The organism is Malaciobacter sp. (genome assembly GCF_055140965.1).
Map to the genome: position 1 here is coordinate 15,616 of NZ_JBSRRO010000006.1, position 22,432 is coordinate 38,047.

The window sequence follows — 22,432 nt, forward strand, 5'->3', positions numbered from 1 at the left end:
CATTTAGATGAAACACCCTTATTTTAAGATAATAAAGCAATTTTTTGCTTTATTATTTTTAGCTACAATTTTAACATCATGTGTTTATAAAAATATTGATGGTTCTAATAATTTTCACTCTTTTGTAAACTCATTGGTAGAAAAATCAGTAAAAAAATTAAATGAAAATTTATATCTTACAGATACAGTTTTAGTTTCTGATTTTGTAAACATAGATAGATTAGAAAATAGATCAAAATTAGGATTTTTATTATCTTCAACACTTAAAGATAGACTTCTTGCGAATGATATTACTGTAAAAGAGATTGAGTTACGAAAACATTTTACAATTGGCTCAAATGGCTTTAACTTATTAAGTAGAGAAGTAAATGATATAAATAGAAAAATTACAGATACAAGATATGCTTTTGTAGGAACTTATACATTAACTACAAAGAACTTAATTGTATTTATAAAGATGATTGATTTAACTACAGGAAATATTCTAAGTTCTTCTCAAGGAAGCATTATGATTGATGAAGAGATTATTCAATTAGAAAAAAAATCAGATATAACTCAAGTTTATGCACCTATGGTGCTATAAAATTATATCCTCTATTAAAAACTGTGCATTTACCTCACCCCTAAATTCGTTTTTATTAATAGAAACTATAATATCAATAAACTCATTGTTTATTGGTTTATTATAGTGAAATTTTAAAGCTTCAAAAATATTCCCATTGCTACTAAGTAAAAGCTTTAAATGATTTTTATCTTTTCCTATAAATTCAGATTTTAAAACCTTTGCATTGCTTATTTGAAAAATAGGTTTTTTATTTTCTAATCCATATGGTTCAAATTTTTCAATAATTGATAAGAACTCTAAATCAACACTTGATACATCAAGTTCTCCTAAACACTCATACTCTATATGTAAATCTTCTTGTTCAATATCAATTACAAGTGAGTTTATTTTTTCTTGAAAAGTTTGTAAATTCTTTTCTTCTAAAGATAATCCAGCAGCATTTTTATGACCACCAAAACCTTTTAAAAGTGATGAACATTGAGTAATTAGAGTATGTAGATTTATCTTAGCATTTGCTCTTGCACTTCCTTTTGCAATACCATTTTTAACAGAAAATACAAAAGCTGGTTTTTTAAAAGTATTTGAAAGTTTTGAAGCAACTATTCCTATAACACCCTCATGCCAATTTTCACCCCATACAACAATTACATTATGTTCATGGTTTATTGCTTGTGTAGCTTTATTTGATATCTCTTCTTGCAAGCTTTTTCTATAATTATTTAATTCATCAAGTAAACTTAAAGAATCATTTGCTTCGTACTCATTTTTTGATAATAAAAAAGATAGTGCAATCGAAGCATCATCCATTCTTCCTGCACTATTAATTTTAGGAGCAATCATAAAACCTATATCATCAGAAACATAAAACTTTTTAGCTAATACTTCATCAAGTTTTTTTAGTGAGGCTCTATTTGATTGCTTAAGTCTTTTAAGTCCATGCCTTACTATTGTATAATTTAGACTAGTCATAGGCATAATATCTGCAATTACAGCAATACATAATAAATCTAAAAAATCTGCCATATTTATTTGTAAGTTTAATTCACTTTTTATTGCAGCACATAAATACCACGCAACTTGTGCTCCACAAATCTCTTTAAAAGGAAAGGTACAATCATCTTGTTTTGGATTTACAATTGCAAGGGCAGTTGGAAGAGTGTCTCCTACAGTGTGATGATCTGTAATAATTAAATCAATCCCTTTTTGCATAAGCTCTTTTGAGGCTTGCACAGCACTAATTCCATTATCAACAGTGATAACTAAACCACTATCAATTAATTTAACAATCTTAGGAGATAAACCATATCCATGTTCAAATCTATTTGGAATTATGTGATTAACTTTATATCCTACTTTATTAAAAAAATCAATCATTATTGCAGTAGATACAACGCCATCAACATCATAATCACCTACAATTGTAATAGTTTCATTATTTAAAATTGCAGTTTTAATTCTTTTTACTGCTATTTTGATATCTTTTAATAAAAAAGGATTAGGTATGTCACTTAGCTTTGCATAAGGATTATCCTTATGTCTAGCTAATAGAAGTTCAAAAAGTATCTGTTTTGTTACTTTTTGCATTAGTTAATATTTTTTGTTGCTTGTTTTACAAACTCTAATATAATTGGATTAGGTGTTTCTAAATGTGAAGTAAACTCTGGATGAAATTGTACTCCAACAAACCATGGATGATCTTTTATTTCAACTGCTTCAATAAGACCATTTGATTCACCAGATATAATCATTCCTGCATTTTCTAAAGCTTCTTTATATTTTGGATTTGCTTCATATCTATGTCTATGTCTTTCATAATAAATATCTTCATTTCCATAAGCTTTTTTAAGCTTTGTTCCCTCTTTTGGTTCAAATGGATACTCTCCAAGTCTCATTGTTCCACCCATTGGTGATTCATGAGTTCTTAGTTGTTTTTCTCCACTTTGATCAATAAATTCATCAATTAGATATATTACTGGATTTTTAGAATCAGCATTAAACTCAATTGAGTTTGCATCTTCTATTTCTAATACATTTCTACAATACTCAACAATAGCTAATTGCATACCTAAACAAATACCTAAATAAGGAACTTTATTTTCTCTTGCATATTTTATTGCTTCAAGTTTTCCTTTAACCCCTCTGTGTCCAAAACCACCAGCAACTAAAATTGCATCAGAGTTTTCTATAACTTCATATGCTCCTACATCTTCAATTCTTTCACTATCACACCAATTGATATTAATTCTAGTATTTAAATGTGCTCCAGCATGAATCAATCCTTCAATTAAAGACTTGTAAGACTCTTTTAAATCTAAATATTTACCTACAAATGCAATTGAAACTTCATTTTGTGGAAGAATAATCTGTTTTACTAAAGTGCTCCATTTATCCATGTTAGGTTTTAATTTTATATTAAAATGATTAGATAAAGGATTTAGTATCCCTTCTTTTATAAAGTTTAAAGGAACTTGATAAATTGAGGCTGCATCACCACACTCTATTACTGCGTCATATTCAACATCACATGACATTGCAAGTTTTCTTTTTAAGTCTTTTGGAAGATCTTGTTCTGTTCTACAAACTAAAACATGAGGAGTTATACCAATTCTTCTTAACTCTTGAACAGAGTGCTGTGAGGGTTTTGTTTTTAGTTCACCAGCTGCTGCTATGTATGGAATTAATGTAACATGCATATTCATTGTATTTGTTTTTGGTAAGTCATGTCTTAGTTCTCTTATTGCTTCCATAAATGGTAAGCCCTCAATATCTCCTACTGTCCCACCAAGCTCAACAATTAAAAAGTCATGTCCCTCACCTGCATTTAGGATTCTATTTTTAATCTCATCAACTACATGAGGAATTACTTGAATAGTTTTACCTAAATAGCCACCTTCTCTCTCTCTTTTTATAACTGATTGATACACTTGCCCAGTTGTAAAATTGTTTTTTGCACTTAAAGTAGCATCTATAAATCTTTCATAATGCCCAAGATCAAGGTCAGTTTCTGCACCATCTGCTGTCACAAAAACTTCTCCATGTTCTAGTGGACTCATTGTCCCTGGATCAACATTTAAGTAAGGGTCAATTTTAAGCATACTTACTTTAAGTCCAGATTGTTTTAATATTGTTGCAATTGAAGCTGAAGTGATCCCTTTACCTAAAGAACTTAGAACTCCACCCGTTACAAAAATGAATTTTGTCATTAATAACTCCATAAAAAATTGATAATAATAATTTCGCGATTATATCGTAGTTTGAATTAAGAAGAAGTTAAGCAAAAGAGAGTTTTTTCTCTTTTACTTAATTATTTAAATTTGTCTGCTCTTGGGTAAATAAATACAGCTTCTCTAATAACGCTGATTTTTTTAGGGTCATCTTTTGCAAATGCTCTTATTGTAATAGTAATTGGAGTATCTTTTGAGTTATCAGTAACTAATCTTTTTTTAGTACTTAATACAACAACTTTTTTTCTTAATTTATTTGGTGCAAGAGAAAAAGGTTTAAATCTTTCAATTACAATGTCATCATTTCCTACTACTTCTAAATCATATGTATGTCTTTTTGAATCAGTATTTTGGAATAAAAATAAGAAGTTATTTGCAACTTCATTATCTTCTTTTATTTTATATAATTCAGTAGTTTTATTAATATTTAAAAGCATATGCTCTTTTTTCCCACCCATTATAAATAGTAAAGCAACTACAACCAATAAAGCAACTGTGTACATAATAGTTGATTTTCTAACAACTTTTGTTTCTTTATTGTGCTTAATCTCATTTGTGCTTGACCATTGAACAAGTGAAGGTTTCCCAAGTTTTCCCATTACAGTTGTACATGCATCAACACACTCTAAACAGTTAATACATTCAAGTTGTAAACCTTTTCTAATATCAATATGTGTAGGACAGACAGTTACACAAGCTTCACATGTGGTACACTCATTTTTTTCATCTGGTAAATCTTTTTGTTTGAAAATAACTTTGTCATTTTTATCATTATAGATATTACCACCTCTATTAGTAGAGTAAATTGCTTGGTATGTATTGTTATCATATAGTACAGATTGAACCCTTGAGTAAGGACATACATAAACACAGAAATCTTCTTTTAAAAAGATAACATCATAGATTAAAAAAGCAGCAATTGCTAATACAAAACCAATTAAAAACATATGATCCATAGGGTTTTGTAAATATGCAAAAAAATCTTCGGGCGGTACAAAATACCACATAAAATCAGCAGCTGCAACTAAAGCTAAAACAGACCATATTAATATGGCAAGTAATCTTTTTGAAGCATTTTCAGCTTTTTTCCAGTTTGGTTCTTTTTGTTTATTTTTTATTCTTCTAAGACCTAAAAGTTTTGTTTCAATTAAATCTCTATAAATAACCCTAAAAATTGTTTGTGGACAGGCCCAACCACACCATGCTCTTCCCCCAATTGAAGTAGCAGCAAAAATTCCTAAAAATAGTAGCATTAATAAAAATGGCATTAAGTAAAGCTCTTGCATATCAAATGCTACACCTAATAAATGCAATTGTTTTTTATCAAATGATAATAAAAAAATGTGATTACCATCGATTTTTATAAAAGGTACAACTAAAGCAACAATTGTCGCTAAAACATATGCATAATATCTTTTTATTCTATAAGGAGTCTTTTTTAAGTATTCATTTTTTTCTTGACTCATAATCTTTTCCTTTAATATAGTAACAGTATTGTTACAATTATTGTATATAAAACAACCTTATAATAAACATAAGTAAACATAAGTATAACTTATAATAAATGATTATATTGGATTAATTTGTTTTTTTAAGAAAAAAATATGAAGAAAGAAAGTTTAAAAACTTTCCCAATCTTCATTTTTATTTGAGTTGATTATTTCTTGTTTTTCTAAAGGATTATAATCTTTTTTACTTTTTGTATCTATTATAGAGTTTTTTATTTTTTTTGCTTTTGTACTCTCTTTTCCTAAAAACTCTTTTTTGTTAGTCTCTTCAACAATCTCATTTGCAATTATTTGTGTTTGATTAGCAATATCTTTTGTATCATTTGCAATTGATGCATTTTGTTGTGTTTGTCTATCTAGCATATTTACAGCATCATTAATTTGAGTTATTCCTGTACTTTGCTCTTTACTTGCATTTGAGATATCATCGATTAATTCTAAGGTTTTTGCCACATTTTCATTTAAATTTTTGTATCCATGTATCATCTTATCTGAAATATCTTTACCATTATTTGCTTTTACTGTAGCGTTTTCAACTATGGCTTTAATCTCTTTAGCAGCTTGCGCACTTCTACTTGCAAGATTTCTTACTTCACCTGCAACAACAGCAAAGCCTTTTCCTGCTTCTCCAGCAGTTGCAGCTTCAACTGCTGCGTTTAGTGATAATATATTTGTTTGAAATGAAATTTGATCAATTACTGTTATAGCATCATTTATTGATGTTACTTGTGTATTTATTTCATCCATTGCAATAGTTGTTTGTGAGGCTAATGTTTCTCCCTCAGTTGCTGAGTTTTTTAATATATTTGCATTTTGAGCCATTTTTAATACATTTTCATTATTGTGTGTAATATTTGCTGTTATTTCTTCAATAGCAGCAGCTGTCTCTTCAATACTAGCAGCCGCTTCATTTGAAGATTGACTTAAAGTATCTACATTTGATAATAAAATATTTGCACTATCTTGTAAAGTTAAACCATTTGTTTTATTTTCAACTAGCATTTCATTTATTATATTTGCAAGTGCATTAAAACCATCTACAGTTTTTCCACTTGCATCTTTAATTCTATATGTAAAGTCAAGTTTTTGATACTTACTTAAGGCTTCTTCTATTTTGTTTAAATCATCAGATATATTAGTAGAAACAGCTTCTATCATTTCATTGAATATTACTTTTAACTCTTCTAAACTTTGATTTTGTGTTGAAGTATTAATTCTATGTTTTAAGTGACCATTTTTTACTTGTGTAACTACTTCTTTAACATTTTGAATTAATTTATTATCTTGTTCAATCAATTCTTGTGTTTGATTTATATTATCATTTATCATTTTTGACATTTTGCCAAACTCATCATTTGAGTTAATCTCAATTTTTGTATGTTCTTTATTCTCTTTGTTTAAGTATTTAAAAAATGATTCTAAACCATTAGTAATTGTAGTAAGATTTTTGCTTAGTGTTCTTGTTCCAATTAATATAACTAAAGCAACAACAATAAAACTAACAATACCAATTATTATAGAAAAAAGTTGTAAATCATTTGCATCTTTTAAGTATTCATCTCTTGGCATTGTAAGACCAAGTGCCCATTTTACATCACTTTTCCCTAATTCAAAAGGTTCAATATGATAGTAAGAGTAAGTGTTTGTTGTAGGTGTTTTTCTTTCATAATTAAAAGTTTTATTATCATTTATTGATTTTATTATATCTTGTGCTTGTGCATACTCTTTGTTATCAGATACATTTTTTGTTAATACAGTTTTATCTGGATGACCTACAATTGTTCCTTTATCAGATAATAAAAATCCATATCCAGTTTCAAAAATCTTAATTTTTCCAATTTTATCAACTAAACTATCTAAAGAAATATCAATGGTCGTAGCTCCTAAGAATTTGTTTGATGATGTAATAATTGGAGCTGAAACAGTAACCATCAATACATTTTTTCCATCAACTTCATAATTATAAGGCTCTGTTACATAAACTTTTTGTGTTTGTCTTGGAACATCTACCCACTCTCTGCCCTCAGATACAGTAGTAAGACCTTCTAATATAATTTTAGAGTTTGATTTGTATAAATAAGGAGCAAATCTACCTTCTTTATCATGACCATTTGTACTAGCTGATGATAAGTCATTTTCAAAAAGTATATTTGGATCTAAATCAACTGCCATTGCAAGGGCAAAATCAGCATTTACTAACATATCTTTTGTAATACTTGTAATTAATTCTTTTGAATAACTATTGTTTTCATACATTTGTTTTATAACACTAGCTAAAGAACTAACTGATGTTAATGCTTTTTCTAAATCCTGCTTTGATTCAAAGGCATATTTATTCGCAAGGGTACTAATATATTTCTTAGAAGATTTTTCTGAAGAGTTATAAGTATTTGATGATATTAAAAAAATACTAATGACAGAAGATAGCAGTACAATAGATAGCACACTAACCAAAAGTTTTTTTGCAAATGTCCAATTTGAAAACATAAATTCTCCCTCTTTTGTTTAAAAATTAACAAATATTATATCATTTTTTATAAGAAAACCCAATAATTGAGTTTAAAAAAGTAAGGTGAAATAATATCTGTATTTTAATATATGTATTTATTTTATTATTAAAATTTATTTTTTATATAAAATATATTAACTATTAAGAAACATTTATATTTTTAAAATTACTAGTTCATTTTTAACACATTAAAATAATAATTAGGTGTATTGTTTTTATTTTATATCTTCATATGTAAAATATAAATTACAGCTGATGTTACTGTCAATCTTGCCATTTTGAAGCCCACTGCTTTTGTTCTTCTTTTGTAAGAAAAGTCCAAATGATTATTCTACTAATCTTTTGTCCATGTTTCATTTTTATAGTTTCAATCTCTATTGGTTTTACATAATCCAATGTATCATAGATAAATTTTAAATTATCCTTTTTTGATACGATTGTACTAAACCAAAAACAGTTCTTAGAATAGATTTTACTTTGTTTTATCATGGTTTTTATAAAAGCTACTTCTCCACCTTTACACCAAAGTTCATTGCTTTTTCCACCAAAATTTAAAGAAGCTTTTTTTACTACTTGTTTTGTAAGGTTTTGAACTTTTCTTTTATTTCCCTCTTGGGCTTGTTCTTGTGATTTATGAAAAGGAGGATTGCATAAAGTAAAATCGAATCTATCATTTTCTTTTATAATACCTGTAAATATATTATCATGGCTTGTTTGTATTCTACAGTGAACATTGCCTTTTAAAGAGTTATTTGACTCTATAATTTTTTGAGATGATTTTATAGACTCTTTTTCAATATCGCTACCAACAAAAGACCAACCATAAACACTATTACCAATTATTGGATAAATACAATTAGCACCAATACCAATATCAAGACCTTTAATATTAGAACCTTTTGGTATTTTATTATTATTTGATTTTGCTAAAATATCAGCAATATAGTGAAGATAATCAGCTCGTCCTGGAATGGGAGGACATAAGTAACCATCTGGTATTGACCACTCTTTTATATCATAAAAATGAGAAAGCAGTGCTTTGTTCAAAGTTAAAACAGCTTTTGCATTTGAAAAATCAATTGATAATTCATCATATTTATTTTTAAATACATAGTTTTTAAGTTTTGGTAAACTTTTTAATAATTGCGGAAAATCATATCTATTATTGTGAAAATTTCTTGGATGTAAACTTTTTTTATGCTCTTTATATGCCATTTTATTTATCTTATTATTTTATTTTAAATCTAGAAAATTGATCTTTAAAAGTTATTATAAAATTAAAGATCAAATCTCTAGTTAAGTAGTTGTTTGTATTCTCAATATTGAGAGTATATTCTTACTCTTATTCTGAGAATTTGTTTTTTACATTCATATACATATGTAAAACATCAATTGCAGCAGGTGTTATTCCTGAAATTTCACTTGCATTGAATAGTGTAGGTGGTTTTGCTTTTTGAAGCTTTTCTATTACTTCATTTGATAATCCAGGAATTTCATTGTAGTTAAAATCTTCTGGGATTTTTAATTTAAGCATTTTTTGCATTTTTTCTATCTGTTTTTCTTGTTTTTTTACATATCTGTAATATTTTGCTTCAATAATGATTTGTTCTTTTAAATATGGTTCAACATCTTTAAGTGATGGCACTAATTCGTCAAATTTTTCAGATGTTACTGTATTTCTTCCTACAATATCAATCAATAAAGCTCGGTCTTTAATCTTATCTTCACCTAATTTTGATAAAAGTTCAAGATTCTCTTTTTTTGAAGTAAACCATTCATTTTCCATAAAAGAGATTGCGTTGTTTATTACTTCTCTTTTATTTTCTATTTTTGACATAGTTTTATCATCAATAAGTCCAAGTTCATATCCATATTTACTAAGTCTTAAATCAGCTGTTTCTTCTCTTAAAAGTAATCTATATTCTGCTCTACTTGTAAACATTCTATAAGGTTCATTTGTACCTTTAGTTACTAAATCATCAATTAAAACTCCAATATACGCTTCATCTCGTCTTAGTATTAAAGGTTCTTTATTATCAATTGATAAACATGCATTTATACTTGCCATTAGTCCTTGAGAAGCAGCTTCTTCATATCCAGTTGTTGCATTGATTTGTCCAGCAAGATATAAATTATTTACTTTTTTTGTCTCTAATGTATGTTTTAATTCTGTTGGATCAACGTAATCATACTCAATTGCATATCCATATCTTATAATTTTTGCGTTTTCTAAACCTTTGATTGAATGTACCATCTGTTTTTGTACATCAATAGGTAAAGAAGTACTAAGTCCATTGATATAATATTCTGTACACATTGCAGTTTGAGGTTCTAAAAATAGCTGATGTCTATCTCTTTCACTAAATCTATTTACTTTATCTTCAATACTTGGACAGTATCTTGGTCCATTGCCTTTGATTTGTCCTGTAAATAAAGGAGCTCTATCAAAGTTTGAACTAATTGTTGAGTGAGTTCCCATATTTGTGTATGTAATATAACATGGATATTGTGTAGGATTAAATTTACTTTTATCTGTTCTAAATGAGAAAGGAGTAGGTTTCTCATCACCTCCATGCTTTTCCATAACAGAAAAATCAATAGAATTTGAATCAATTCTTGAAGGTGTTCCTGTTTTCAATCTTCCTACATTTAATCCCATCTCTTTTAATTGTGTAGATAGTGTTGTTGATGGAAGTTCCCAAGCTCTTCCTGCTTCATACTGGTTTTGTCCTATATGAATAAGACCTTTCATAAATGTACCAGTTGTAAGGATAACTTTTTTTGCTAAGAACTCTTCTGTTAATTTTGTTTTTACTCCAACAACATCACCATTTTCATCTAAAATAAGTGAAGTTACTTCATCTTGATAAATTTCCAAATTAGCAGTTTTGTGGCATACTTCTCTCATGTAATATCTATATTTGTCCATGTCAATTTGCGCACGACTTCCTTGTACTGCTGCACCTTTTGAAGCATTTAAAACTCTAAATTGAATTCCAGTTGCATCTGTACAAAGTCCCATTTCTCCACCAAGTGCATCTAGTTCTCTTACTAAGTGCCCTTTGGCAAGTCCTCCAATTGCTGGATTACATGAAGCTGCTCCGATTTGTTCAACTAGCATAGTGATTAAAAGAGTTTTTTTACCCATTCTTGCACTAGCTAGTGAAGCTTCTATTCCAGCGTGTCCGCCTCCAACGACGATAATGTCATAGTTCATTTTGTCTCCGTAAAAAATATGTATTTATTTTAAAAAACAGTTAGTTTCAAAGATAGGCTTTTCTGTTTTCACTTAAGTTCTAAAAGTAATTGAAGCAGTTATTCTTTATCGTAAAATTTATTAAAATTTGCTTCTCAATAATTTTTTGGTATGATACCAAAAAATTGTAATTATTCCAAATATTTTGGACTCTATCAAATAATTGTTGAAGGATTTATGTGTTTACAGGATTAATTAGAGAAATGGCTGATGTTTTAAGCTTAAAAAATGGTTTTTTGACATTAAAAGCAGAGTATAAACCAAAAATAGGTGATTCAATTGCTGTAAATGGTGCTTGTTTAACAGTTGTAAGAGTTGCAACGGGTACTTTTACTGTTGAATTATCTTTAGAATCACAAAGAATCTTAGCAATGGAGAACTATAGAGGAAAGGTTCATATTGAGCCTGCAATGATGATGGGCGATAGATTCGAGGGACATATTGTTCAAGGGCATATTGATTGCTTGGGAACTGTTAGTTCAATAAAGAAAAATGGAACATCAACAGATTTTATTATAAGTTTGCCAAAAGATTATTCTAAATATATAATTCCAAAAGGAAGTATTTCTATTGATGGAGTTTCTCTTACTGTAAATGATGTCTATGATAAAAGTTTTAGGCTTACTATTATTCCACACACTATAGAAAATACTTTGTTTAAAACTTATAAAGTTGGAACAAAAGTAAATTTAGAAACAGATATGTTTGCAAGATATATTTTCAATATGTTTAAAAGTAATGACAAAAAATTATCTTGGGATGATGTTGATAGCATTATGGCTAGTTATTAATGCATAGAAGAGTATTTTTAGTAAATAGTTCACTTTTTAGTGCAACAGCTTTACTAAATGCAAAAGGTCTATTTGATACTAAAAATTCTCTTTCATGGTTAGTTATTAAAGAGGTTTTGGAAATAGTTTTTCCAAAAACTAAACATATGCCAAGTGCAAGTGAATTTGGTGCAGTTGATTATTTATTAAAAAATATAAATCATAAAACTTTTGATAAAGATGATTTAAACTATTTACTACAAGGGGCAAAAGATTTTAACTCATCTTTTCCTAAATTTTTAAAATCTTCACTTGAAGAAAAAAATAGAATTATTAAGCAAGTTTCACAAAACTCATATGGTCAGAACTGGTTGTCTTATTTGATATATTACGGTATAGAAGCAATGCTTAGTGATCCTATATATGGTGGAAATAAAAATCAAATAGCATATAAAGCTTTGAAATTTCAAGCAGGAGAGCCAAGACCTAAATTTAAGTATGGAAAAACTGATGGTATATGATATTTGTATTATAGGAAGTGGTGCAGGAGCAGCACCTATTGCTTATGAACTTACTAAAGCAGGTAAAAAAGTAGTAATTTTAGAAAAAGGTTCTATTTATACTGAAAATGATTTCTCAAAAGATGAATTAGCTTTTGTTCGAAAAAGTGTATTAACTCCAAATTTAAAAGAGCAATACCATACAATAGAAGAGTTTGTAAATAAAAAATGGGTCAAATTTCCCACTTACGAAACAGCTTGGAATTGGTGGAATGGAAGCTTACTTGGCGGCTCTTCAAATCTAATGAGTGGCTACTTTCATAGATTAAAACCAAAAGATTTTAAGCTCAAAAGTGTTTATGGAGAAATTAAAAATTCAAATATAGTAGATTGGCCAATATCATATGATGATTTAGAAAAGTATTACACAAAAGTTGAAGAAGTTGTAGGTGTTTCAGGAGAAGTTACAAACTATAAACATCAAGAACCAAGAAGTAAACAAAACTATGCTTTTAAGCCTTTAAATGAGCATCCTATTACAAAACTTTTTGATAAGGCTTGTGAAGAGTTAGGCTATACCTCTTACAAAGTTCCAAGAGCAATTATAAGTGAAGATAAAAATCATAGAAAATCTTGTTATTACTCAAATTTTTGTGGAAGCTATGGATGTAGTAGTGGTGCAAAATCAAGTGCAAGGGCTTCACTTTTAGTTGACGCTTTGAAAACAAATAATTTAACCATAAAAGCAAATGCTTTTGTTTATAAACTAAATAGCAATAAATCAAAAGTTACAAAAGCTTACTATTATACAAAAAATAAAAAAATAGAAACAATTCAAGCAAAGATATTTGTTTTGGCTGCTCAAGCTGTAGAAACTTCAAGACTTTTACTAAATTCAAAAAATAGTTTTTATCCCGATGGTCTTGCAAATAGTTCAAAACAAGTTGGTAAAAATATGATTTTTACAGGTGGAGGAATAGGAAGTGCAGAGTTTAGTGAGAATGAAAAATTAAATCATAAAGAGCTTTTTACACAAGGTTTATTTGTAAATAGGGCATTAAAAGATTGGTATTATACTTCAAAATTTAAAGGTGGAACTATTGATTTTTTGTTTGAGCATGCAAATCCTATAAGAAAAGCAAATCTTTATAAAAAAGATGGTGAAGATAGTTTTTTATTTGGTGAAGCTTTACAAGAGAATATTTATAAAAGTTTTACTCAAAAAAGAGTTTTAAACTTTGAAGTTTTTACAGACTGGACACCAAATGATAACTGTTTTGTAAGTGTTGATGAAAAATATAAAGATAAGTATGGAATACCTGTTGCAAATATCAGAATTGGTGCGCATAAACAAGATTTAAAAGCTGCAAATTTTTTAGCTTCAAAGGCAAAAAAAGTATTAGAAAAGATGGGTGGAAAAAATATTAAAGTCAATATGAGTGCATTGCCCTCTCAAAATCTTCAAGCAGGTGGTTGTAGATTTGGCAATAATAAAAAAAGTTCTGTTTTAAATAAATATTGTCAAAGTCATGATTTGAAAAACTTATTTGTTACAGATGGAAGTTTTATGCCAACAGGAGGAAGTGTTCCTCATACTTGGACTATTTATGCTAACTCTTTTAGGGTGGCTGATTATATAAAAGCTATTGTTTCTTAATCTTTTTTTCTTCTTTAAGATTAGCAGTTTTATCTTCACTCTTTTCTTCTTTTTCTAAAAGTTTAGAAGTATAAATATAAAAAAATCTTCTTTTTAAAACTTTTGCATAAGGTTCTATTACAGCTTCTTGCATATCTGGCATTTTGTTTATAGATACAACTTTTCCAACTTTTAAGCCTTTAAAAAAGATATTATCCATCCCTGATGTAATTACTTCATCTCCTACACTAATATCAATCCAAATAGGAATATACTTGGCAACAATATATTTGCTTTTCTTGATACTATGTGTGATTCCAGGAGCTTTATTTTTCCCTATATATACAGCATAATTTGATTTTTCATTTCCATTTAGTAAAGCAAGAGCTTTATCATTTTTTCTAACTACTATTCCAGCTGCATAATCATCAATAACTAAGCCTGAGATTTGATCATCTAATTTCTCTTTATCTAACCAAACTTTTGTAAAGTCATCAAATTCAACATATGATAAAACTCTTGTTTGAATAAGTTTTTCATCTACTGGTTTTAATTTCTTTATACTATTTATTAAATCAGTTAGTTTTTGATTTTTACTTTCATAAAGAAGTCTAAACTCTTTTAGTTTTTCATTCTCTTGTTTTAGTTCTTCAATTGTACTTGCTTGATAAAAATATTTTTCTGTGAAGTTAGTTATTTTTACTACTTTATGAATATAAAACTCTTTTATATTATTAAATAAAGTAAATTTTTCACCTAAAAGTTTGTTTACATCTAGGATGTATAACAAACTTATGGCTAGAAAAAGAATAAAGAAGATTAATTTATTCATTAGTTATCAGTTTTAATAGCTCCGATTGATTAAGTACATTACTTGTCCCATAAGCTACTGCTAGAAGTGGTTCATCGGCAACTTTAACTGGAAGTTTAATAATATCTGCTAAATATGTATCAAGACCTTTTATTAGTGCTCCACCACCAGTTAGGATAACTCCATTGTCAACAATATCACTTGCTAAATCAGGTGGCATGTCCTCTAATACACTTTTCACTGCTGAAACAATCTCTTTTAGTGGTTCTTTAATTGCAGTTCTAACACCTTCACTTCCTAGCTCAATTGTAGAAAGTAATCCAGAGTTATCTCTACCTTTTACTTTTATTTTTAACTCTTTTTCAAGTTTTATTGCAGTACCAATCTCTATTTTGATACTCTCAGCTGTTCTTTCACCAATATAAAGATTATAGTTTTGTCTTACATAATCCATAATTGCTTTATCAAATCTATCTCCTGCAACTTTGATTGATTTGCAAAGAACTAAACCACCAAGTGAAGTTACACCAATTTCAGTTGTACCTCCACCAATATCAACTACAACATATCCTGATGGATCAGATACTGGAATTCCTGCTCCAATTGCAGCTGCCATTGGTTCTTCAACTAAGAATACTTCTCTAGCTCCTGCACTAATTGCAGACTCTTTTACAGCTTTTTTCTCAACTTGAGTAATTCCAAATGGGATACAAATAATAATTCTAGGTCTAATAAATGATTTTCTTGAGTGAGCTTTTTCAATAAAATATCTAATCATTCTCTCAGTCATTTCAAAATCAGCTATTACCCCATCTTTCATAGGCCTTACAGCTTGAATATTTAATGGGGTTTTACCAATCATCTGTTTAGCTTCTTGCCCAACAGCTAATATTTTATCTTTTCCATATCTATCATGCTGAACAGCAACAACAGAAGGTTCATTTATAATAATACCTTTCCCTCTAATAGAAACAACAGTATTTGCAGTTCCTAAATCTATAGCCATATCATTTGAAAATAGACCTATTAATTTATTTAACATTGTTATCCTTTATGCTACTTCTACTTCTTTTTCTTTTAATACTACATCTTTAGTAATTGTAATTTTTTTATCTTTGTATAAAGGTAAATCATACATAATATCTAACATAATATCTTCAAGAATTGATCTAAGACCTCTAGCCCCTGTTTTTCTTTCAATTGCTTTTTTCGCTACTTCTTTTAAGGCATCTTCTTCAAAGCATAGCTCAACTTCATCCATTTTAAATAGTTTGATATATTGTTTTACTAAGGCATTTTTTGGTTCAGTTAAGATATGAACCATATCATCTTCACTTATCTCATTTAAGGTTGCAATCATATGAAGTCTTCCAATAAGTTCAGGGATTAATCCATATTTAACTAAGTCATGTGCTTCTACATCAGATATTATATCTTGTTTATCTTTAGTAGTTTTCTTTTCTTGATTAAATCCAAGTACATTTGCACCTTGTTTTTTCTTAATTATCTCTTCAAGCCCATCAAAAGCGCCCCCGCAGATAAATAAAATATTTGTAGTATCTACTTGAATTGCATCTTGTCCAGGATGTTTTCTTCCACCTTTTGGAGGAACATTTATAGAAGAACCTTCAACAATTTTAAGAAGTGCTTGTTGTACACCCTCTCCAGATACATCTCTTGTAATAGATCTATTCTCACTCATTCTTGCAACTTTATCAACTTCATCAATAAAGATTATACCTTTTTCAGCTTTTTTTACATCACCATCTGCAGCTTGTAAAAGTCTAGTAATTACATTTTCAACATCATCACCTACATAACCAGCTTCTGTTAAAGATGTAGCATCTGCTATTGCTAAAGGAACATCAAGATGTTTTGCTATTGTTTGTGCAAGTAGTGTTTTTCCACTTCCTGTTGGACCAATTAATAAAACATTTGATTTATTAATTTCTGTATCATCCACATCATCTAAGTCTTTTCTAAAAATTCTTTTATAATGGTTATATACTGCTACAGATAAAACTTTTTTTGCTCTATTTTGTCCAACTACATAATCATCCAAAATCTCTTTTAACTCAGCAGGAGTTCTAAGTTTTACTTCTTCTTTTGCTTCTTCTAGTTCTTCTTCAGATAGATTATTATCTTGTGGTTCATTTCCATTTAGGATATCATGTGCAGCAGTTACACACCCTTTACAAATATATCCATTTTCACCTGCAATTATTGGATTATCTTTTGATTCCGTTACTCCACAAAAGTCACATTTTATTTTACTCATATTTTATCAACTCTCCACTATTTTCTATTAAAAGGTATTCCTCTTTTTGTATCAACAACAAATTGAGCTAACTCTTTTACATATTTATTATTACTCTCTTGAAGTAATCTTTTTGCAACATCTGAAATAGACTCTTTTGATTGAAATATTGCTTTATAAGCTTTTTTTATTTCATCTATATCTTCTCTATTATCAAGTCTTCTTCTTAAACCAGTTAGATTTAAACCTCTTAATACAGCACGATTACCCTCAGCTAAACAAAATGGAGGAATATCTTGTGTTACCACAGAGCCACCACCAACCATTGAATAGCTTCCTAGTTTACAAAATTGATGAACAGGAGTCAAACCACCAACAACAACTGAATCACCACACTCTACATGACCAGCTAATGTTGCTACATTTGCAAAAATACAATCATTTCCTATGATACAATCATGGGCAACATGTGTATATCCCATAAATAAATTGTTATTACCAATTATTGTTTTACTTCCACCGCCAATTGTTCCTGGATTAAATAATGTATACTCTCTAATTTTATTATTATCACCAATAATTAGCTCTACATCCTCACCATTGAATTTTAAATCTTGAGGAATAGAACCTAATGTTACGTGAGAAAAAATTTCATTATTTTTACCTATTGTTGTTTTACCCTCAATTAATGAATGTGAACCAATCTTTGTACCATCACCGATTTTTGTATCTTTACCTATAATTGTATAAGCACCAATAGTTACATCTTTTCCTATTTGTGCTCCATCTTCAATTATAACTGTCTTATGAATGTTGTTCATCTCAAACCTAAATTTATTTATCTACAACCATAGCTTTTAATTCAGCCTCAGCAACTAACTTATCATCAACATAAGCTTTTCCGTCAAGTACAATTAATGTACCTCTTAATTTTAAAATTTCAATTTTATATTCTAGTTTATCACCTGGTTTAACAGGAGTTCTAAATTTTGCTTTATCAATGCTCATAAAATAAATAACTTTATTTTTTAATTCTTCTGCTGAAAGATCATTGCTTTTTAATGCTAAAACTCCACCAGCTTGTGCCATACCTTCAAGAATTAATACTCCCGGGTAAATTGGATGACCTGGAAAGTGTCCCATAAAAGCAGGTTCACTAATAGATATATTTTTATATCCAGTGATACTTTTTCTTTTTTCCATATCAGTGATTCTATCAACTAATAAAAAGGGATACCTATGAGGTAATATCTCTTGAATCTCCATAACATCTAACATTCTTATTATCCTAATATTGTGTGTTTAAAATAGTCACATATTTTAGCTAAAAAAAAATTAGTTTTGTATTATTTGAGCAACATTTTTTGAACTACCATTTTTTAAATATTCTCTTAACACTTTTGAATTATCTAAAAATCTGTTTTTATTCATATTTGTGTACTCATCTAAAAGATTTTTACTAGTAACTTCTTCTTGAAAAAACTCTTTATGAATTGCACTTTTTCCCATTTTATCAAAAAAGATATTTGCCAAACCAATATATGGAAGTTTTACAAACATTCTTCCTAAAAAATAGTCAAATTTTTTAGCTACATAAGACATGACAAAAGGAGTTCCAATTAAACTTGCTTCAAGGGTTGCAGTGCCTGAACAAATAAAACCAAACTCTGCATCTATTAAACTTTGATGAGCATCATTTGAAACAACAAAATCACTTATATCTCCATAAGTTTTTTTAATATAAGCATCATCAAATTTTGAAGGAATAATTAGTATGTGTTGTTTATTTGGAATTGATCTTGCAATTTGTCTAAATACTGGCATATGATTTATTATTTCTGTTTTTCTACTTCCTGGCATAAAAACAATCTTATCTGTTTTTTTGTATTCATGTTTAAATTGTGTTATCTCATCTAAAAGTGGATGCCCCACATAACTTATCATCTTTTTATTTGAGTATAATTCTTGTTCAAAAGGAATTATTGAACAAAGTTTTGTGCAGTATTCTTGAAGTTTTTCTACTCTTTTTTTCTTCCATGCCCAAGCTTGAGGTAAAATATAGTAAATAATCTCTTTATTTGGATAAGTTTTTTTAAGCTTTTTTGCTAAAGGTAGATTAAAGCCTGAACTATCCATAAGTAAAACTTTATCACAATCTTTTGCAAGTTCTACTAACTCATCTCTTAATTTAAAAAAAAATCTCAATTTTTTAAGTGCATCTATAAATCCCATGATTGCAAGGGCAGTTAGATCATAAATAGGATTTCCCAACTCTTTATCAAATACACCAACAAGTTCAATATCTTCATTAAGATGTTTTTTTAACTCTTTTAAGTGAATATTTGATGAAGTCTCTAATGCACTTACTAAAATTTTCATATAATCTCTTCCTTTACATCATCATAAGTTTGTGTGTTTAGTTCTATTTCAAATTTACCTTCAATTATCTCATCAAGTATAATAACTGCACTTAAGTCATATGGATTATTTACTATTTTATTTCTTATATTTAATTCATCTTCAATAATAGGTGGATTATACATAAGCTCTTTTACATTTTTATATGAAGTTTGTGCTATTTTGTTGAAACTATTTATATTTAATACTTTTATTTCATCTCTATTTAAATAATAAATACCATCTTTGCTATATTCAACTCTTCCATTTGTTTTTGTTCTATTTATTGAAGAATAAAAAAGAAAATATGATGGAACTGTTTGTTTATTTATATCAACTTTTCCATTAAATAAACGATAGTTTAAAAATCTTTGTTTTATTATTTTATATTCTTGATTTTTTTCTTCAAGTTCATTTCTTTTTTTATAAAGTTCAAGTCTTTGCTCAATTGATTCTGGAAGTATTTGATTTGAGATAGGATTAAACATCTCATCCATTACTTTTTTTTGTGCTTCTCTTTGAGGAGTTAGTCCAAATAAACAACCGCAATAATTTTGTCTATAAAGAGAGTGTTGTTTTACTACTTGTCCTTGAATTTGGGTACCATTTCCTGCTCTATAATCTTTGAATATAAACTCTAAACCTGTCTCTTCTTGTAGTTTTGCACCTATTTTTTCAAGTTTTTCTTGTGATTTTTTAGGAGATATTAATAGTGTAGTTGTAAATTTATCATGACCTAACTCTATTGCTTTTTTTACACTATTTTCTAATCTATCATCATAACAAACTGTGCATCTATCACCTTTTTCAGGAAGATGCTCCATACCTTTTACTTTTTTTAGCCATTGTTCTAAATTATATGGACCCTCAAGAAGTTCAATACCTAATTTTTTACATGAATACTCTACATCTAAATATCTTAACCTATATTCACCATATGGATGAATATTTGGGTCGTAAAAATACCCAACTAACTCTTCATTTGGATACTCCTCTTGAATCTTTTCTAAAAAGTAGTGACTATCTACTGAACAACAAATATGAACTAACAAAACAAACCTTTAATCTTATTTTTGCGCAATTATAGTAAAATAATCCAAAACAAAAGGAAAAGCTATAAATAAGTATATTTTTTTAATCATTACTTTACTTTTTAGTGCATGTGCAGTAAAACAACCAGTTAAAAGCAGCAGTGCTACAATTTTGATTAAAACTCCAACTATGAGATTTTATGATACTGGATTTATAAATAAATATCAAGATTTTACACAAGTTCAAATTTTTACTGCTGGTAAGAGTATATTAAATCTAAAAATGTATAAAAATCAAATATGTAGTGATACTTTTAGTTGCTTAGATTATAAAAGTTTTAATAAACAATATTTAAGTAGTACTTATAAAAAAGATTTTATCAAAAAACTTTTTGAAAAAGATGATAAAAATATCATCTTTAGAGATAGACAAAATAGTATTTTGATAAAAGTTAGAAAGAATTAGTTTTTTTTCTTTTGTATAAACAGAAAAATAAAAAAATTATTAGACATAATAATAGAATATTGATAAAGATATTTTCTATATCTAGAAATAATTTTATAAGTGAAGCAATAATTAAAGTTGAAATTATATTTTTACATCTTATATCTAATTTATTTAAATGAGATGAAATTTTCTTTTTTTTAGGAATATTTTTTTTGTATTCAGTATAATAGCTGTAAATTATTATAATTGTGATAAGGATATATAGTATTATGGCTGTAAAAATATAACTTTGTGCATTTCTGATTTCAAATTTTGACATAAGTTGAATACCATCTTTACCTAATAATCCTATTATCAAAAGGATTGTAGGTAGAATAAAAACAATAATAGTTTTAGCAATTTCTTTTAATATTTTTTTCATTTAGTTTCCTCATTCATAAAAATATTTTGCCATTTCTGAAAAAGTTTTATCATATGCAAATTCAGCTAATTCATTCTCTTTACAATATATAGTTTTTGCTAAAATCAAATCTGTTACAAGTTCTTCTTTTTTGAATTCATCCGCAAAATATTTAAAAAGATTTTTCCCAGCTGTTGTTGCAAAAGATAAAACTTCTAATCCTCCTCCTATTGGTATTGTAATAGGACTAGATATTGGGTAAAATCTTGCCATTGTAAGAAATGCTGACCCTGCAATTCCTGATATATCTGAAATATTATCTAAATCATTTGCAACTTTTATCATAACATATTTTTTGTGTTCACTGCTTCTTAATTGTTTATGTATCTTTTCATTTCTCATTATATTTTTATTATATTCATTTATTAATTGTTGATTAATCTCATCTTTAAAATATATTTGCGGTTTTAATAGATTATTTTTTTTCTTTTCAAAATTTATAAATTCCTTTATTTTATCAAATAAAGATGTGTCTTGTTTTATTTCTCTAATGGCTTTCATTTTTCCAATAATAATATTGTCTTTCCCTCCATTTTCAATAATTTTATTTTGTACAAATTTTATCATACTATTTGCTGAGTTAACTGCTTTCAAATAAACAATATGATTTTTTGGGTTTTGTTTAGAGTGTATTTCTTTTTTAATATCATTAAATGCTTTTTCTACAGATTTTTCAAGTTTTTTAATATGTTCTGAATCTTTTGAATAAAGTATAAAGTATAGATATGTCTTCTCTTCAATTACTTCTATCCAAACTTCTTTTTCATACTCTCTTGTTATCTCTCCATCATCATCTGCATCAATCCATCCTGATATATATTTAACTTTTGAGGAGTCTATATTTAACTCATCTGCTAAGCTTGAGATTGTAAATCTTTTCTCTACTTTTGTATTTTCTTGTATTTTTTCTTTATACTCTTTTTGTTTTAATATTTTTTTATTTTCATCATAAAGTTTTAGGATTACTTTTACTTCTTGTCCTATTTGTACATTTACTGTTCTTGCTGTCAGTTTTATTTTATCATCTAATTTTTTACTTGTCATCTTTAAATCCTAAGTT

General features: G+C 27.9%; 20 protein-coding genes. 5 read left to right on the forward strand and 15 right to left on the reverse strand.

Annotation, left to right across the window (positions count from 1 at the left end):
• The first annotated feature begins 7 nt into the window (after positions 1 to 7).
• Positions 8 to 583, forward strand: coding sequence for a FlgO family outer membrane protein (locus tag ACTCCZ_RS03170; protein WP_159445718.1), 576 nt, complete (start codon positions 8 to 10; stop codon positions 581 to 583).
• Here ACTCCZ_RS03170 and recJ read toward each other — a convergent pair.
• The 6 genes from recJ to mnmG all read right to left on the reverse strand — a co-directional run bounded on the left by recJ (position 578) and on the right by mnmG (position 11,023).
• A complete protein-coding gene (recJ, locus tag ACTCCZ_RS03175; RefSeq protein WP_079577614.1) occupies positions 578 to 2,149 on the reverse strand; it encodes a single-stranded-DNA-specific exonuclease RecJ in 1,572 nt (523 codons plus the stop codon). The genes ACTCCZ_RS03170 and recJ overlap by 6 nt on opposite strands.
• Positions 2,149 to 3,768 (reverse strand): CTP synthase, encoded by a 1,620-nt coding sequence (locus ACTCCZ_RS03180; protein WP_079577613.1) that lies wholly within the window; start codon positions 3,766 to 3,768, stop codon positions 2,149 to 2,151. Before ACTCCZ_RS03180 ends, recJ begins: the two co-directional genes overlap by 1 nt.
• A gap of 101 nt (positions 3,769 to 3,869) precedes the next feature.
• Entirely contained in the window at positions 3,870 to 5,255 is a 1,386-nt protein-coding gene (gene ccoG / locus ACTCCZ_RS03185) for a cytochrome c oxidase accessory protein CcoG (protein WP_079577612.1), read from the reverse strand.
• Between the two features lie 153 nt (positions 5,256 to 5,408).
• Entirely contained in the window at positions 5,409 to 7,784 is a 2,376-nt protein-coding gene (locus tag ACTCCZ_RS03190) for a methyl-accepting chemotaxis protein (protein WP_079577611.1), read from the reverse strand.
• 286 nt (positions 7,785 to 8,070) lie between these two features.
• Positions 8,071 to 9,021: a 23S rRNA (adenine(1618)-N(6))-methyltransferase RlmF gene (gene rlmF / locus ACTCCZ_RS03195; RefSeq protein WP_079577610.1), complete on the reverse strand. Its 951-nt coding sequence runs from the start codon at positions 9,019 to 9,021 to the stop codon at positions 8,071 to 8,073.
• A 127-nt stretch (positions 9,022 to 9,148) separates the two neighbouring features.
• Positions 9,149 to 11,023, reverse strand: a complete 1,875-nt coding sequence (gene mnmG / locus ACTCCZ_RS03200; RefSeq protein WP_079577609.1) for a tRNA uridine-5-carboxymethylaminomethyl(34) synthesis enzyme MnmG — start codon at positions 11,021 to 11,023, stop codon at positions 9,149 to 9,151.
• Positions 11,024 to 11,241: 218 nt separating this feature from the next.
• Between mnmG and ACTCCZ_RS03205 the strand changes: the two genes are divergently transcribed.
• The 3 genes from ACTCCZ_RS03205 to ACTCCZ_RS03215 are packed head-to-tail and all read left to right on the forward strand — an operon-like array spanning position 11,242 to position 13,989.
• A complete protein-coding gene (locus ACTCCZ_RS03205; RefSeq protein WP_079577608.1) occupies positions 11,242 to 11,853 on the forward strand; it encodes a riboflavin synthase in 612 nt (203 codons plus the stop codon).
• On the forward strand, positions 11,853 to 12,353 hold the full coding sequence (locus ACTCCZ_RS03210; RefSeq protein ID WP_079577607.1) for a gluconate 2-dehydrogenase subunit 3 family protein: 501 nt from the start codon (positions 11,853 to 11,855) through the stop codon (positions 12,351 to 12,353). The genes ACTCCZ_RS03205 and ACTCCZ_RS03210 overlap by 1 nt, the downstream gene beginning before the upstream one ends.
• Complete coding sequence (locus ACTCCZ_RS03215; RefSeq protein WP_079577606.1) at positions 12,343 to 13,989, forward strand: GMC family oxidoreductase; 1,647 nt, start codon at positions 12,343 to 12,345, stop codon at positions 13,987 to 13,989. Before ACTCCZ_RS03210 ends, ACTCCZ_RS03215 begins: the two co-directional genes overlap by 11 nt.
• Here the strand turns inward: ACTCCZ_RS03215 and mreC are convergent.
• The 7 genes from mreC to ACTCCZ_RS03250 are packed head-to-tail and all read right to left on the reverse strand — an operon-like array spanning position 13,976 to position 20,485.
• Positions 13,976 to 14,758: a rod shape-determining protein MreC gene (mreC, locus tag ACTCCZ_RS03220; RefSeq protein WP_265734231.1), complete on the reverse strand. Its 783-nt coding sequence runs from the start codon at positions 14,756 to 14,758 to the stop codon at positions 13,976 to 13,978. The two genes, ACTCCZ_RS03215 and mreC, sit on opposite strands and share 14 nt — an antisense overlap.
• 34 nt (positions 14,759 to 14,792) lie before the next feature.
• Positions 14,793 to 15,821, reverse strand: a complete 1,029-nt coding sequence (locus ACTCCZ_RS03225; protein ID WP_079577604.1) for a rod shape-determining protein — start codon at positions 15,819 to 15,821, stop codon at positions 14,793 to 14,795.
• Between the two features lie 9 nt (positions 15,822 to 15,830).
• Positions 15,831 to 17,057 (reverse strand): ATP-dependent protease ATP-binding subunit ClpX, encoded by a 1,227-nt coding sequence (gene clpX, locus ACTCCZ_RS03230; protein ID WP_079577603.1) that lies wholly within the window; start codon positions 17,055 to 17,057, stop codon positions 15,831 to 15,833.
• 17 nt (positions 17,058 to 17,074) lie between these two features.
• Positions 17,075 to 17,857, reverse strand: coding sequence for an acyl-ACP--UDP-N-acetylglucosamine O-acyltransferase (lpxA, locus tag ACTCCZ_RS03235; RefSeq protein ID WP_079577602.1), 783 nt, complete (start codon positions 17,855 to 17,857; stop codon positions 17,075 to 17,077).
• A gap of 13 nt (positions 17,858 to 17,870) precedes the next feature.
• Positions 17,871 to 18,314 carry a 3-hydroxyacyl-ACP dehydratase FabZ gene (gene fabZ, locus ACTCCZ_RS03240; protein WP_079577600.1) on the reverse strand — a complete coding sequence of 148 codons (444 nt, stop codon included), beginning with the start codon at positions 18,312 to 18,314 and terminating at the stop codon, positions 17,871 to 17,873.
• 57 nt (positions 18,315 to 18,371) lie between these two features.
• On the reverse strand, positions 18,372 to 19,415 hold the full coding sequence (gene lpxB / locus ACTCCZ_RS03245) for a lipid-A-disaccharide synthase (protein ID WP_079577599.1): 1,044 nt from the start codon (positions 19,413 to 19,415) through the stop codon (positions 18,372 to 18,374).
• A complete protein-coding gene (locus ACTCCZ_RS03250; RefSeq protein ID WP_079577597.1) occupies positions 19,412 to 20,485 on the reverse strand; it encodes an epoxyqueuosine reductase QueH in 1,074 nt (357 codons plus the stop codon). The genes lpxB and ACTCCZ_RS03250 overlap by 4 nt, the downstream gene beginning before the upstream one ends.
• 151 nt (positions 20,486 to 20,636) lie before the next feature.
• Between ACTCCZ_RS03250 and ACTCCZ_RS03255 the strand changes: the two genes are divergently transcribed.
• Complete coding sequence (locus ACTCCZ_RS03255; protein ID WP_228145290.1) at positions 20,637 to 20,930, forward strand: hypothetical protein; 294 nt, start codon at positions 20,637 to 20,639, stop codon at positions 20,928 to 20,930.
• Here the strand turns inward: ACTCCZ_RS03255 and ACTCCZ_RS03260 are convergent.
• Positions 20,917 to 21,333, reverse strand: a complete 417-nt coding sequence (locus ACTCCZ_RS03260) for a hypothetical protein (protein WP_079577594.1) — start codon at positions 21,331 to 21,333, stop codon at positions 20,917 to 20,919. The genes ACTCCZ_RS03255 and ACTCCZ_RS03260 overlap by 14 nt on opposite strands.
• Positions 21,334 to 21,342: 9 nt before the next feature.
• The gene (locus tag ACTCCZ_RS03265; RefSeq protein ID WP_079577592.1) at positions 21,343 to 22,416 is read right to left on the reverse strand and encodes a hypothetical protein; all 1,074 of its coding nucleotides are present in this window, start codon (positions 22,414 to 22,416) and stop codon (positions 21,343 to 21,345) included.
• Positions 22,417 to 22,432: the final 16 nt, after the last annotated feature.

Excerpts from the sequence above, each read along its gene's own strand:
- ACTCCZ_RS03170 (WP_159445718.1), top strand. The coding sequence starts at position 8 with ATGAAACACCCTTATTTTAAGATAATAAAGCAATTTTTTGCTTTATTA.
- recJ (WP_079577614.1), bottom strand. The coding sequence starts at position 2,149 with ATGCAAAAAGTAACAAAACAGATACTTTTTGAACTTCTATTAGCTAGA.
- ACTCCZ_RS03180 (WP_079577613.1), bottom strand. The coding sequence starts at position 3,768 with ATGACAAAATTCATTTTTGTAACGGGTGGAGTTCTAAGTTCTTTAGGT.
- ccoG (WP_079577612.1), bottom strand. The coding sequence starts at position 5,255 with ATGAGTCAAGAAAAAAATGAATACTTAAAAAAGACTCCTTATAGAATA.
- ACTCCZ_RS03190 (WP_079577611.1), bottom strand. The coding sequence starts at position 7,784 with ATGTTTTCAAATTGGACATTTGCAAAAAAACTTTTGGTTAGTGTGCTA.
- rlmF (WP_079577610.1), bottom strand. The coding sequence starts at position 9,021 with ATGGCATATAAAGAGCATAAAAAAAGTTTACATCCAAGAAATTTTCAC.
- mnmG (WP_079577609.1), bottom strand. The coding sequence starts at position 11,023 with ATGAACTATGACATTATCGTCGTTGGAGGCGGACACGCTGGAATAGAA.
- ACTCCZ_RS03210 (WP_079577607.1), top strand. The coding sequence starts at position 11,853 with ATGCATAGAAGAGTATTTTTAGTAAATAGTTCACTTTTTAGTGCAACA.
- ACTCCZ_RS03215 (WP_079577606.1), top strand. The coding sequence starts at position 12,343 with ATGGTATATGATATTTGTATTATAGGAAGTGGTGCAGGAGCAGCACCT.
- ACTCCZ_RS03225 (WP_079577604.1), bottom strand. The coding sequence starts at position 15,821 with ATGTTAAATAAATTAATAGGTCTATTTTCAAATGATATGGCTATAGAT.
- clpX (WP_079577603.1), bottom strand. The coding sequence starts at position 17,057 with ATGAGTAAAATAAAATGTGACTTTTGTGGAGTAACGGAATCAAAAGAT.
- lpxA (WP_079577602.1), bottom strand. The coding sequence starts at position 17,857 with ATGAACAACATTCATAAGACAGTTATAATTGAAGATGGAGCACAAATA.
- fabZ (WP_079577600.1), bottom strand. The coding sequence starts at position 18,314 with ATGTTAGATGTTATGGAGATTCAAGAGATATTACCTCATAGGTATCCC.
- lpxB (WP_079577599.1), bottom strand. The coding sequence starts at position 19,415 with ATGAAAATTTTAGTAAGTGCATTAGAGACTTCATCAAATATTCACTTA.
- ACTCCZ_RS03260 (WP_079577594.1), bottom strand. The coding sequence starts at position 21,333 with ATGAAAAAAATATTAAAAGAAATTGCTAAAACTATTATTGTTTTTATT.
- ACTCCZ_RS03265 (WP_079577592.1), bottom strand. The coding sequence starts at position 22,416 with ATGACAAGTAAAAAATTAGATGATAAAATAAAACTGACAGCAAGAACA.